This window comes from Micromonospora sp. CPCC 205561 (assembly GCF_036906775.1).
Taxonomy (GTDB): Bacteria; Actinomycetota; Actinomycetes; order Mycobacteriales; family Micromonosporaceae; genus Micromonospora.
This window is the reverse complement of sequence record NZ_JBAKHV010000027.1, coordinates 19,725-32,566: the sequence shown is the minus strand read 5'-3', so window position 1 is coordinate 32,566 and position 12,842 is coordinate 19,725. Positions and strand designations below refer to the sequence as shown.

Below are 12,842 nucleotides of genomic sequence, written 5' to 3'. Positions count from 1 at the left end.
GTCGCCGCGGCCCGGGGCGAGGCGCGCGCCCGCCAGGGGTGGACCGAGCCGTTTTGGCTCGTCCCGGGGCGACCTGGTAGCCTGGCTCTTCGCGCAGCGATGACGCATGCTCGTCGCGCGCGGAAGCAGACCAACCCGAGCTATCAAGACGAGGCTGTCGCGTGGCGAACATCAAGTCCCAGATCAAGCGCAACCGGCAGAACGAGAAGCGCCGGCTGCGTAACAAGTCGGTCAAGTCGTCGCTGAAGACCGCCGTCCGGAAGTTCAACGAGGCCGCCGAGGCTGGTGACGCCGAGAAGGCCGCCATCCTCATGCAGGAGGCCTCGCGCAAGCTGGACAAGGCGGTCAGCAAGGGCGTGATCCACTCGAACCAGGCCGCGAACCGCAAGTCCGCGATCGCCAAGCGCGTGGTGTCGCTCTCCGCCTGACGAGGCGACCCGTAGACCCGACCGGAAGCCCCGGGCACGCCCCGGGGCTTCCGGCTGTCTGCCGTTCCCCGCTCCGCCGGGCTTCCGGTGGCCTGCCGCTCCCGGCCTCCCGGGCCCTTCCGGCTGCCTGCCTTGGCCCGCGCCTCGCGGCCCCGGCTGCCTGCCTTGGCCCGCGCCTCGTGGCTTCCGGCTGCCGTTCCCCGGTCTCCTGGGGCTTCCGGCCACCTGCCCCGCCCCGCGCCTCGTGCCTCCGGACGCCTGCCGTTCCCCGGTGGCCGCAGAGAGCGTCGGCGCGGTCCTCCTAGCTCCGCTCCCCCGCGCCGCCACGCCGGTCAGGGCGCACCCGCCGGGCGGGCGCGGCACGCGGCACCGGTGACGCCGTCACGACCGCGCCCGGCACGCTGTGCCGGACCCAGTCCACCCTGGCGCGCCCCACCGCGGGCTCCATCTGCTGTCGGAACCGGTCCCGTTCCTGCTCGGGCACGAGAGCGGCGGAACGGACCACCGCCGCGGCCACCATGTCGTTGAGCTTCACCATCGCCGCCACCGTGGCGGGCAGGATCAGCACCGACCACCAGGTGACCAACTCGGCGAGGGCCAGCAGCGCGGCGAGCGCGACGGCGCCCTCGAAGAACAGGAAACAGAGCACCCCGCCCGGGTTGACGAAACGCAGCCCGAGCAGGCGGGCGTAGAGCGGGCGGTACCGCTCCTCGTCGGCCGGGATCGTGGCCCACGAGCCGCGAGGCGATCGACTCACCGGGCGCCGCCCTGCCGGGCGGCCGCGACCGAGAAGACGGCCCGCTCCAGCGCGTACGCCCGGTCGTCCGAACCGCCCTTGACGGCCGCGTTGCACTCGGCGGCGGCGCGCATCGCCTGAACCAGGCCCTCGGGCGTCCAGCCACGGGCCCGCTGCTGGGCCGTCCTGATCTTCCACGCCGGCATGCCGAGGGTGCCCGCCAGCTGGTAGGGGTCGCCCCGCCCGGCGGCGGCGACCCGGGCCACGGTGCGTACGCCGTCGGCGATCGCGTCCGCGATGGGCACCGGATCGACTCCCACGTGCAGCGCCCAGCGCAGCGCCTCCAGCGCCCCCGGCACGTCGCCCACCATCGCGGCGTCGGCGACGGTGAAGCCGGTCACCTCGACCCGGCCCCGGTAGTAGCGGGCGACCGTGTCGGCGCCGATCCGCCCGTCGGTGTCGGAGATCAGCTGGGAACAGGCGGCGGCCAGCTCGCGCATGTCGTTGCCGACGGCGGCGATCAGCGCCTCGGCGGCGTCGTCGGTGCACTTGCCGCCCGCACGGCGGATCTCGTCCCGCACGAAGGCCACCCGCTCGCGGTGCCCCTTGAGCCTGGCCGCGGGCACCACCGTGGCACCGGCGGCCTTCAACCCGTCGGCGAACGCCTTGCCCTTGGCCGCGCCGAGGTGCAGCACGACCAACTGCACGTCGGGGTCGGGGTTCTTCGCGTACGCCAGCAGGGCGGCCACCAGGTCCTTGCGGGCGTCCTGGCCGGCGCGCAGCACCAGCACCCGCCGCCCGCCGAAGAGGGACGGGCTGAGCATCTCGGCGATCTCGCCGGGGACCAGGGTGCCGGCCTGGTATTCGCGGACGTCCACGTCGGGATCGAGGCTGCGGGCCTTCGCGACGGCTTCGGTGACCGCGCGCGTGGCGAGCAGCTCCTCGTCGCCGAGGACGAGCAGAATAGGAGCGAGGCTGGCGGCGGTCACGCCGCCCATATTCGCACGGCCGGCGGCCGGATCCAGCCTGCTCATCGGCACTCCGGCTGCACGGCCCGCACTCAGCGCGAATCCAGACATTCCCCTCGACACCTCCTTATTGCCAACAATTGCCGTCTATTCCCTAGCGCTGCCGGCCGGACGGAGCACCCCGTGCCGCCACCGCGAGACCCGCTCGGCCGACCACCGCCGCCACGTCCCCCTCCGTGTCGGTACGCAACACCCGCGCCCCGTTCCGCGCCAGCCGCCCGAGCACCGCCGGGTTGGGATGCCCGTACGTGTTGCCCGCCCCCACCGGCACGAGGGCGACCAGGGGACGCACCGCGTCCAGGAAGGCCGGGTCCTGGTAGGCCGAACCGTGGTGCGCGACCTTCAGCACCTCGGCCCGCAGCCCGCCCGGCGCCGTGCTGTCCAGCAGCGCCCGCTGCTCCTCGGTCTCGGCGTCCCCGGCGAGCAGGATCCGCACGCCCGCGACGGTGGCGAGCAGCATCAGGGAGTTGTTGTTCGGATCCGACCGGGTGCCCCGCATCGGCTGGGGCGGGCCGATGACGCCGAACTCGACCCCGCCCTCCCGGTACCGCCAACCTGCTCCGCCCGCCACCACGTCGACGGCGTGCGCCGCCGCCTCGGCGAGGACCAGGTCCCGCCCCGCGGCGGGCTCCGGCCAGCGCGGGGTGAGCACGGCGTCGACCCGCCGCCCCCGGAACACGCCCGCGACGCCACCGGTGTGGTCGACGTGGAAGTGGCTGACCACCAGCAGCGCCACCTCCCGTACGCCCAGCCGACGCAGGCAACCGTCCGCCGCCGCCGGGTCCGGCCCGGCGTCGACCACCACCGCCCGGCCGGCCGTCACCGGAAGCACCACCGTGTCGCCCTGGCCGACGGCGCAGGCCGCGACCACCCAGCCCGCCGGCGGCCAGCCGGGGGCGGCCAGCCGCACCGGCAGCGTGCCGGCCAGCACGGCGACGACCACGACCGCCACCAGCCGGCGGACCACCGGGTGCCGGGTCGCCACCAGCAGCGCGACGGTGAGCCCGGCCAGCAGCAGGGCACCGGTCGTCCCACCCGGCCACGGCAGCGTGCCGGCCGGCAGGCGCGCGCCGTGCCGCGCCACCGTGACCAGCCACCAGGCCGGCCAGCTGGCCAGCCACGCGACGAACTCGGCTCCGGCGGGCCAGACGGGCGACACGGCCGCCGCCAGCACGCCGAGCACCGTGGCGGGCGCGATCGCCGGCACCGCGAGCAGGTTCGCCGGCACCGCGACCAAACTCACCGTGCCCGAGATCCCCGCCACCACCGGGGCGCAGGCGAGCTGCGCGGCGGCCGGTACGGCCAACGCCTCGGCGAGCCCGGCCGGCACCCCGCGGCGGCGCAGCCCGTCGCGCCACCTCGGGGCCAGCAGCAGCAGGCCGCCGGTGGCCAGCACGGAGAGGGCGAAGCCGGCGTCCCCGGCCAGCTCCGGGTCGAGCAGCACCAGCACGGCCACCCCGGCCGAGAGGGCGGGCAGCGCCGCCCGGGGACGCCCGGCCGCCAGGGCGGCCAGCCCGATCGCCCCCATGGTGGCGGCCCGCACCACGCTGGGCGAGGGGCGGACCAGGATGACGAAGCCCACCAGGGCCAGCCCGCAGAGCCCGGCGGCCAGCCAGGGACCGGCCCGCGCCCAGCGGGCCAGCAGCAGCACGGCGCCGACGACGATGGCCACGTTGGAGCCGGACACGGCGTTCAGGTGGGTCATGCCGGTGGCGAGGAAGTCCTCCTCGACCGTCGGCGGCAACCGGCTCGTGTCGCCGACCACGAGGCCGGGCAGCAGACCGCCCCGCTCGTCGGGGAGCGGCGCGCAGGCCCGTTGCAGACCCGCGCGCAGCACCCCCGCGGCCCGCTGCGCCGACGGCGGCGCGCCGTGCCGCGCGGGCGGGCCGGCCGCGCTCAGCACGGCCGCCGTCAGGTCGCCCCCGCGCGGCGCGGCCAGCCTCCCCTCGGCTGTCACCCGCTGCCCGGGCAGCAGCCCTCGCCAGCCCGGATCGGTGGCGAGGACCAGGACGCGGACCCGCGCGACGACCCGCCGCCCGTCGGGACCCGCGACCCTGGCCAGCTCGGCCGGCACGAGCAGGGTCGCCGGGCGCCCGGTGACGCCCCGGACCGGGCGGGGGTCGTCGCGGACGAGCAGCTCGGCGGTGACGGTGGCGCGCTCCTCGACGAGGGCGCGGAGCGGCGCGGCGTCGCGGACGGAGAGCCGCGCGGCGGTCGCCGTCGCGCCGCAGACCACGCCGAGCAGCACGGCCACGGCGATCCAGCCGTACCGCCGGACCGGGGCGGCCGGCCGCCCGAGGACGCCGGTCAGGTGCAGCCCACCGAGGCCGGCCGCCGCGCCCGCCACCACCGCCAGCAGCAGGGTCACGCCGGCGGTGAGGTGCAGCCCGGCCAGCGCCGCGAGCCAGGCGGCCACCGCCAGGCCGGCCAGCCGCAGGTCGATCGCGGCCGTGGCCTGCCCGCTCGCGTCGTCGCCGCCGGGGAGCCCGGCTCCGGGCGGCCCGGTTCTGCTGGCCGCCGTCACACCGTCACCAGGTCCTTGAGCTGCTCGTAGCGGGCGTCGCCGATGCCGTCGACCTGGCGCAGATCACCGACGGAGCGGAAGCCGCCGTGCTGGTCGCGGTGGGTGAGGATGCGCTGGGCGAGCACCGGGCCCACGCCGGGCAGCGCGTCGAGCTGCGCGAGCGTCGCCGTGTTGAGGTTGAGCCGGCCACCCGCACCGGGCGCCGCTCCCGGCGCGCCGCCGGGCGCCGTGCCGGGCGGGGGTGGCGCACCCGGCGGCGCCGCGACGCCGACCAGGACCAGTTCCCCGTCGGTGAGCTTGCGGGCCGGATTGAGCAGGGCCACGTCCACTCCCGGCAGTGCCCCGCCGGCCGCCTCGACGGCGTCGGCGACCCGCGCGCCGGCCGGCACCCGGACGAGCCCGGGCCGGCGCACCTTGCCGGCGACGGCGACCACCAGCTCGCCGGCCGCCGTCACCGAGGGTTCCGCGAGCCCCGTCACCGCCCCGGGCGCCGGGGGCGCCCCGGCCGAGGTCGCCGGGCGGACCGGCTCGGTCTGCGGCCGGGAGCGCCAGGCCCAGGCGCCGGCCCCGAGCACCACCAGCGCGGCGACGGCGGCCAGCGCCCGAACACCGCGTCGGCCGGGGTCGAAGGCCCCCGGCCCCGGCAGCCGGGACGGCGGCGCGACCCCGGCCGCCGCCTCGGAAACCCGGTCCGGCGGGTCGGGCTCCGGCAGCGCCGCCGACCCGGCCACGGCGGACGCCGACGGAGACGCCGACGGAGAGGCCGCGACCGGCGCCGGCCGGAAGGGCGCAACCGCCGGCGGCGGGAGAGCCGGGGTCGACGCCGAGACCGCGAGCGGGGCGGTCGCGCGGGCCGCCGGGGACGGCGGCGCGGCGGCGGCCGGCGGCGGCAGGTGATCCGGGTCGGCCGCGCCGACCGGCGCGGCCCCCAGCAGCCGGCGCAGTCGTTCCCGGACCACCGTCTCCTCGTCGTCTGACACGTCGTGAGGCTAGGAGCGCGGGGACCGATCGGAGAGTCGCGCGGAGTCAGGCTGTGGACGACGACGCCACCTGTGGACGGTGCCCCGATCATGCCGGCGATGTGCTAGCGCCGAAGCAGCCGCAGGTCGGCGGCGCCGTCGGCAGGCTCACCCGTCGGCGAGTCACCAGGTGTGGCAGCGACGTGGGCGGACGCCGCCGCGGGACCGGCGTCAGCCGACGGTGGGCGGGCGGCGGTGCACGACCACGCAGGCCAGGCCGGGACCGGCGTGCGCGGCGACGACCGCGCCGGCCTCCGAGACGTACGCGTCGCGCAGGCGGTCACCCAGCCGGCCCCTCAGCGCCTCCAGCAGCGCCTCGGCCCGCTGCGGCGCGGCGAGGTGGTGCACGCCCAGGTCCACCTCGGCGTCGCCGGCGGCCTCGACGGCCAGGTCGACCAGTCGCGCCACGCCCCGGCTGGCGGTGCGCACCTTGTCCTTGAGGACGATCGCGCCGTCCGGCATGTGCATGATCGGCTTGACCGACAGCGCGGTGCCGAGCAGCGCCTCGGCGGCGCCGATCCGGCCGCCCCGACGGAGGAACTCCAGCGTGTCGACGTAGAACCAGATGGTGGTGCGGGAGATGGCGGCCACGGCGGCGTCGCGTACCCCCGTCAGGTCCTCCCCCCGCTCGGCGGCCGTGGCGGCGGCGACGGCGGGGAAGCCGAGGCCCATGCCGGTCGAGCGGCTGTCGACCACGGCGACCCGGTCGCCGAACTCGGCGGCGGCCAGCCGGGCGGCCTCCACCGTGCCGGAGAGTTCGGCCGACAGGTGCACCGAGACGACCCCGGCGGCCCCGGCGTCGAGCAGGTCCCGGTACGTGCGGACGAACTGCTCCGGGGCGGGGCGGGAGGTGCTCACCGAGACGCGCCGGCCGCCCAGCGCCCGGGTGGCGTCGGCGGGGGTGGTCTCCACCCCCTCCAGCCCTTCGGCGCCGTTGAGCACGACGGCCAGCGGCACCACCGTCAGCCGGTGCGCGCGCAGCAGCTCGGGCGGGAGGTAGGCGGTGGAGTCGGTGACGACCGCGACGGGCATGCCCGGCACGCTAGCCGATGTCGCCGCCGGACGCCGGGGTCAGACCGGCTCGGTGGCGGCCGGCACACCCATCAGGCCGACGTTGTGGGCACGCAGGTGCCAGCCCCGCGTGTCGTCGTGCCGCAGCTCCGTCCAGTGGCAGTTCTGCAACGAGCCGACGGTGCGCAGGACGGCGGGCTCCCAGCCGAGCAGGTTGCCGCAGCCCTGGCGGGCCGCGCCGCCGTGGGTGACGACCACCACGGTGCCGCCCGGCGCGGCGGCGGCCGCGTCGACGAGGGCCGCGCCGACCCGCTTGCCGAGGTCATCGAGGGTCTCGATGCCGGCGCCCGGGTCCGGGTCGCCGGCCCGCCAGCGGGCGAACTCGGCGGGGTGGCGCTCGGCGGCCTCGGTGAGGGCCAGCCCCTGCCAGGACCCGAAGTGCCGCTCCCGCAACCGCGGGTCCTGGCCCACCGGCAGCCCGGTCAGCGCGGCCAGCGCGGCGGCCGTGTCCGCCGCACGGATCAGGTCGCTGGCCACGATGGCGTCCGGCCGCAGCGCGGCGAGCAGGGGCGCGGCCGTACGGGCCTGCTCGCGGCCCAGGTCGTTGAGCGGGACGTCGGTCTGCCCCTGTACGCGACTGGCGGCGTTCCAGTCGGTGTTGCCGTGCCGCCAGATGATCAGGCGGGTCATTCGGCGGTGGTGGAGCCCGTGCCGGACTCGGCGTCGACGAGGTCCCGGTCGACGAACGGGATCGTCGGGCAGTCCTTCCAGAGCCGGTCGAGCGCGTAGAACTCGCGCTCCTCGGTGTGCTGGACGTGCACCACGATGTCGACGTAGTCGAGCAGCACCCAACGGCCGCCCCGCTCGCCCTCCCGCCGGACCGGCTTGGCCTTCTCCGGCAGTTCGAGCAGCCGCTCCTCGATGGCATCGACGATGGCGAGCACCTGACGCTCGTTGGGAGCCGCGGCGAGCAGGAACGCGTCGGTGATGGCGAGCTGGTCGCCCACGTCGATGATGACGATGTCCTGCGCCTTCTTGTCGGCCGCGGCCTGGGCGGCGGCGATGGCCAACTCGTGGGCGCGTTCGGAAACTGTCACCGTTCTCCTTCGATCAACCGTGCGATCCTCCAAGCGTCTCACACCCGTCGGAATCCCGACTCGTCAGTTCTGGCGCGTTACCCGCCCGAACCACCCCAGAACGGGCCTAATCACCGCTGATAGAGGCGCCGCTTGCCGATGTACTGCACCACACCGTCCGGCACGAGATACCAGACCGGCTCCCCCCGGGCGACCCGGGCCCGGCAGTCCGTGGACGAGATCGCCATGGCCGGCACCTGCACCAGGCTGACGGTGTCGGCCGGCAGGTGCGCGTCGGTCAGCTCGAAGCCCGGCCGGGTCACCCCGATGAAGTGGGCCAGCTCGAAGATCTCGTCCAGGTCCTTCCAGGAGAGGATCCGCTCCAGCGCGTCCGCCCCGGTGATGAAGAACAGCTGCACCTTCGGGCCGTACTCGGCGTGCAGGTCGCGCAGGGTGTCGACCGTGTAGGTGGGCCCGCCCCGGTCGATGTCGACGCGGCTGACCTGGAAACGCGGGTTGGAGGCGGTGGCGATCACCGTCATCAGGTAGCGGTCCTCCGCCGGGCTGACCGCCTCGTCCGCCTTCTGCCACGGCTCGCCGGTGGGGACGAAGACCACCTCGTCCAGCCCGAACCGGTCGGCCACCTCGCTGGCGGCGACCAGGTGCCCGTGGTGGATCGGATCGAAGGTGCCGCCCATGATGCCGACCCGCCGGGTGTCTTCCTCCACCCCGTGATCCTAGGGCGGGCGGAACCGTCGGCCTCCCGGGGCCGCCGGTTCCGTCCCGGCCGGCGGACGCTCAGGCCCCCGCGGCGGCGACCGCGGTCCGGGCGATCAGGGCGCGGCGCAGGTCGTCGTCGGCGTCGGCGACCACCCGGCGCAGGCCGGGGGTGACGTCGTCGCGGGCCAGCAGCGCCGCGGCCGCCTCCCGGGTGGGCTGCGCCACCGCGTACCGGGGGAAGGCCAGCTTCGCCACCTGGTCGGCCACCCAGGGCGTACGCGACCGCGCGGCGGACGGCATGTCGGCGAAGTACCGCTCGACGTAGCCGGCGGTCAGCCCGGCCTGCTCGGGCTGCCAGAACCCCTCCGCGGTCGCCTCGACCAGCCGGTTGGACAGCTCGGTGTTCGACACGACGATCTCCCAAGCGGCCCGCTTGGCGGCCGGGTCGGGCAGCGCCGCGCGGCACCGGGCGGCCCGCTCGGCGCCGGCGGCGCTCGGGTCGGCCCCGGCCTCGGCGGCGATCTCCGGCGCGCCGGCCGCGCCGAGCACCACCAGCCGCAGCAGCAGCGCCCAGCGCAGCTCGGCGTCGACCGCGAGCCCCGGCGGGACGTCCCGGCCGGCGAGCCAGCCGGCCAGCCGCTCCGCGTCGATGCTGGCGGCGATCCAGCCCCGGGCCGCGGCGAGCTGGAGCGACCCGCCGGCCGGGGCGCCGTCGAGCAGTTTCCGACAGGCGGCGGCGAGCTGCGCCAGGGCGGCCTCGCGGGCGGGCGGGTCGAGGTAGCGGTCGACCAGCGAGCGGCCGAGCGCCAGCACGTCCTCGGTGATGATCACCTCGGTTTCGGCGGGGAGGGCGGCGGCGACCAGGGCGACCAGGCCGGCGACCGGCCGTTCCCCGTCGGTGGCGGCGTCCAGCGCCTCGCCCCAGAGCAGCGCCCGGGCCAGCGGGTCGGCCAGGGCGGGCAGCACCAGCGGCACGGCGTCCGCCGACGCGGGGTCGAGCCGGATCTTGGCGAACGTCAGGTCGCCGTCGTTCGGCAGCAGCAGCCGCGCCGCCGGCTCGCCGGCCAGCCCGGCGAGCACCGTCCGACCGCCGTCGGTGTCGGGGGCGAGGTCGACCTCCGTCCGGAGCACGGTGCCGTCGGCGGCGTACCGGCCGAGGCCGATGCGGTGCGGGCGCAGCACCGGGTGCGACGCGGGGGCGGTCTGCCTGATCGCGACCTCGGTGTAGCGGCCGCCCGCGTCGACGGTGACCTCGGCACGCAGCGTGTTGACCTGCGCCGAGCGCAGCCAGCGCTCCGCCCAGCCGGACAGGTCCCGCCCGGCCGCGGCGGCGAGGCTGCCGAGCAGGTCGGCCAGGGTGGCGTTGCCGAAGCGGTGCCTGGCGAAGTGGTCGTTGAGGCCGGCGAGGAAGACGTCGTCGCCGAGCCAGGCGACCAGCTGCCGCAGCAGGCTCGCCCCCTTGGCGTACGAGATGCCGTCGAAGTTGAGCAGCCCCTCGGCGGCGTCCGCGACCTCCTCGGGCGCCACCGGGTGGGTGGAGGGGCGCTGGTCGGCCGCGTAGCCCCAGGCCTTGCGCCGCAGGGCGAAGGTCGTCCAGGCCCGGTCGAAGCGGGTCGCCTCGGCGGTCACCCGGGTACCCAGGTACTCCGCGAAGGACTCGTTCAGCCACAGGTCGTCCCACCAGCGCATGGTGACCAGGTCACCGAACCACATGTGCGCCATCTCGTGGGCGATGGTGGTGGCGCGCTGCTCCCGCTCGGTGTCGGTGACGGCGGAGCGGAAGACGTAGTCGTCGCGGAAGTTGACCAGGCCCGGGTTCTCCATCGCGCCGGCGTTGAACTCCGGCACGAACGCCTGGTCGTACTTGCCGAACGGGTAGCGCTCGGCGAAGAGCCGGTGGAACCGGTCGAGGCACTGCTTCGTGACGGTCAGGATCTCCTCGGCGTCGGCGTCCAGGTGCGCCGCGAGGGAGCGCCGGCAGTAGACGGCGAGCGGGATGCCGTCGTGCTCGTCGCGCCGGACGTGCCAGGGGCCGGCGATCAGCGAGACGAGGTACGTGGCCAGCGGCGCCGTCGGCGCGAACTCCCAGCGCCCGGGGCGCGGGGTGGCCGCGAGCAGGCCGTTGGCCGCGACGACCCAGTGCGGCGGGGCGGTGACCGACAGGGTGACCGGCGCCTTCAGGTCGGGCTGGTCGAACGCGGCGAAGACGCGCTGCGCGTTGTCCAGGAAGGACATCGCGTAGAGGTAGGTCTCGCCGTCGGCGGGGTCGACGAAGCGGTGCATTCCCTCGCCGGTGTTCGAGTACGCCATCTCGGCGGTGACGGTGAGCGTGTTGGTCTCGGCCAGCCCGGTCAGCGGCAGCCGGTTGCCGGCCAGCGAGGCCGGGTCGACGTCGCGGTCGTTGAGGCGTACCGCCAGCAGTTTCGCGGGTTGGACCTCGGCGAAGGTCTCCGCGCCGGACGCCGCGCGGAAGCGGATGGTCACGTCGGAGCGGAACCGGTCGCCGTCGCCGGTCAGGTCGAGGTCCAGCTGATAGGACTCGACGGTGATCGCCGCGCCACGCGCGGTCGCCTCTACACGGGTCAGGCTCGGCATCCGCTTATCCTGCCCGATGGGGAACCGCACGTGTCTCCCCCATCACCCCGTGGCACTGGAGGACAGAACGATGGCTTCGCACCCCAAGGGCGACTTCGACCTCTCCCGGGCGGTCTGGCAGCGGGCCGAGGGTGACACCTCCGAGAGCGCCGTCGAGGTGGCGTTCGTCGACGACCTGATCGGCATGCGCAACTCCGCGGAGCCGGACGGCCCGGTCCTGGTCTTCACCCAGGCCGAGTGGGACGCGTTCGTCGCCGGCGCCCAGGACGGCGAGTTCGACCTGGACTGACGGCGACGCCCGTCCCGCGCGGACGCGCGCGGGACGGACTGCCGGTCGGTCAGGTGGCGGTGCAGGAGAGGGTCGGGACGGCGTTGTCGCCGCTCCACGACCCGAGGAAGCCGAAGGTCGTGGCGACGCCCGCGCCGAGGCTGCCGTTGTAGCTCACGTTCCGGGCGGTGACGACGGATCCGCCGGTGGTGACCGTCGCGTTCCAGGCCTGGCTGACGGCCTGGCCGGAGGCGAGGGTCCACGTGACGGTCCAGCCGCTGATCGCCGAGCTGCCGGCGGTGACCCGGACCTCGCCCTGGAAGCCGCCCGGCCACTGGCCCACCACCCGGTATTCGGCGGCGCAGGCCTTGCCGCCGCCGGTCGGGCTGGGGGTGGGTGATTCCGTCGGGGTGGGGGTGGGGATGGGCGAGGGCGTCCCGGTCGGCCCACCGCCGAAGATCGTGGCCTCGCTGGCCGTGGCCTTGATGCCGTTGGCGCCGTTGAAGATCCGCTGCCCCCAGGTGGTGAGCCGGGCGGGGTCGAAGTCGGTGGCCATGTCCAGGATGGGGTCGGTGTTGCCGCTCCAGGACCAGCCGAGGTAGCCCAGGCCGCGCGCCTGTGCCTCGGCCAGGATCGTCTCGTGGTCGACCTCGTTGGCGTTGAACCGCCAGCCGAACTCGCCGATCACCAGCGGCCAGCCGTTGGCCTCGAACCGGTCCAGGTAGTCGGTGATGGCCTTGGCCGTGTTGAAGACCGCGTACATGTGGATGGAGAGCACGGTGTTGTGCCGGCTGTCGGCGTCCAGGACCGTCTGCGCGTTGTCCCGCATGACGTACTGCCAGTCCTGGCCCCAGTTCGGCGCGTCGACCATGAGCAGGTGCTCGAAGCCGTTGGCGCGCATCTTCGTGATCGCGGCGGCGGTCGCGGCGGTCCACTGGCCGGCGTTCACGTTGCCGATCGGCTCGTTGCCGATGTTGATGACGACGTAGCCCTCCTGGCCGACGAGCGCGCTCTTCTGGCTGATCCAGTAGTCGACGGCCTCGTCGAGCGAGGCGGCGGCGCCCTCCTCGCCGTAGCCGGTGGTGTCGTGGACCTCCAGGACGCAGATCAACCGGTTCTGCTTGCACAGTGAGATCACGTTCGCGACGTCGGTGGACGGACCCCACCGCTTGCCGCTGCCCAGCACCACCCGGACGGTGTTGGCGCCGAGCGCCTTGACGTCGGCGAACGAGTCCGTCTGGCCGGTGAACCAGACGTGCGGATGGTTGACGCCCCGCATGACGAACGGCCGGCCGTTCGCCTCGACGATGTCGCGCCCTTCGACGTGCAGTCCCACCGCCGCGTCCGCCGGCTTGACGAACACCAGGACGGACGCGACGACGACGAGGAACGCGGCGCCGAGGGTGACGATCCTTCTTTTCATTGCCTACCTCAGGG

Annotated in this window: 12 protein-coding genes; 2 read left to right on the top strand and 10 right to left on the bottom strand. The window is 75.4% G+C overall.

Going from position 1 to position 12,842, the window contains the following annotated elements; translation table 11 throughout:
* Window positions 1-161 precede the first annotated feature (161 nt).
* The gene (gene rpsT, locus V6V16_RS15990; RefSeq protein WP_334562876.1) at window positions 162-428 is read left to right on the top strand and encodes a 30S ribosomal protein S20; all 267 of its coding nucleotides are present in this window, start codon (window positions 162-164) and stop codon (window positions 426-428) included.
* Between the two features lie 301 nt (window positions 429-729).
* Here rpsT and V6V16_RS15985 read toward each other — a convergent pair whose 3' ends face one another.
* The 9 genes from V6V16_RS15985 to pepN form a co-directional block, all read right to left on the bottom strand.
* Window positions 730-1,185 carry a hypothetical protein gene (locus V6V16_RS15985; RefSeq protein ID WP_334562874.1) on the bottom strand — a complete coding sequence of 152 codons (456 nt, stop codon included), beginning with the start codon at window positions 1,183-1,185 and terminating at the stop codon, window positions 730-732.
* Window positions 1,182-2,162: a DNA polymerase III subunit delta gene (gene holA, locus V6V16_RS15980; protein ID WP_334562950.1), complete on the bottom strand. Its 981-nt coding sequence runs from the start codon at window positions 2,160-2,162 to the stop codon at window positions 1,182-1,184. The genes V6V16_RS15985 and holA overlap by 4 nt, the downstream gene beginning before the upstream one ends.
* Window positions 2,163-2,286: 124 nt before the next feature.
* Window positions 2,287-4,716 (bottom strand): ComEC/Rec2 family competence protein, encoded by a 2,430-nt coding sequence (locus tag V6V16_RS15975; protein ID WP_334562872.1) that lies wholly within the window; start codon window positions 4,714-4,716, stop codon window positions 2,287-2,289.
* Window positions 4,713-5,696, bottom strand: a complete 984-nt coding sequence (locus V6V16_RS15970) for a ComEA family DNA-binding protein (RefSeq protein ID WP_334562870.1) — start codon at window positions 5,694-5,696, stop codon at window positions 4,713-4,715. The genes V6V16_RS15975 and V6V16_RS15970 overlap by 4 nt, the downstream gene beginning before the upstream one ends.
* Window positions 5,697-5,906: 210 nt before the next feature.
* Complete coding sequence (locus V6V16_RS15965) at window positions 5,907-6,767, bottom strand: DegV family protein (protein ID WP_334562868.1); 861 nt, start codon at window positions 6,765-6,767, stop codon at window positions 5,907-5,909.
* Window positions 6,768-6,806: 39 nt separating this feature from the next.
* On the bottom strand, window positions 6,807-7,436 hold the full coding sequence (locus V6V16_RS15960) for a histidine phosphatase family protein (protein ID WP_334562866.1): 630 nt from the start codon (window positions 7,434-7,436) through the stop codon (window positions 6,807-6,809).
* A complete protein-coding gene (gene rsfS, locus V6V16_RS15955; protein WP_210837515.1) occupies window positions 7,433-7,843 on the bottom strand; it encodes a ribosome silencing factor in 411 nt (136 codons plus the stop codon). The genes V6V16_RS15960 and rsfS overlap by 4 nt, the downstream gene beginning before the upstream one ends.
* Window positions 7,844-7,953: 110 nt before the next feature.
* The gene (gene nadD / locus V6V16_RS15950; RefSeq protein WP_334562861.1) at window positions 7,954-8,550 is read right to left on the bottom strand and encodes a nicotinate-nucleotide adenylyltransferase; all 597 of its coding nucleotides are present in this window, start codon (window positions 8,548-8,550) and stop codon (window positions 7,954-7,956) included.
* 70 nt (window positions 8,551-8,620) lie between these two features.
* Entirely contained in the window at window positions 8,621-11,137 is a 2,517-nt protein-coding gene (gene pepN / locus V6V16_RS15945) for an aminopeptidase N (protein ID WP_334562859.1), read from the bottom strand.
* A 70-nt stretch (window positions 11,138-11,207) separates the two neighbouring features.
* On the opposite strand from pepN, the gene V6V16_RS15940 reads away from it, so the two are divergent.
* Window positions 11,208-11,426, top strand: a complete 219-nt coding sequence (locus V6V16_RS15940) for a DUF397 domain-containing protein (RefSeq protein WP_088992395.1) — start codon at window positions 11,208-11,210, stop codon at window positions 11,424-11,426.
* Window positions 11,427-11,475: 49 nt separating this feature from the next.
* Here V6V16_RS15940 and V6V16_RS15935 read toward each other — a convergent pair whose 3' ends face one another.
* Window positions 11,476-12,828, bottom strand: a complete 1,353-nt coding sequence (locus tag V6V16_RS15935) for a cellulase family glycosylhydrolase (protein WP_334562856.1) — start codon at window positions 12,826-12,828, stop codon at window positions 11,476-11,478.
* Window positions 12,829-12,842: the final 14 nt, after the last annotated feature.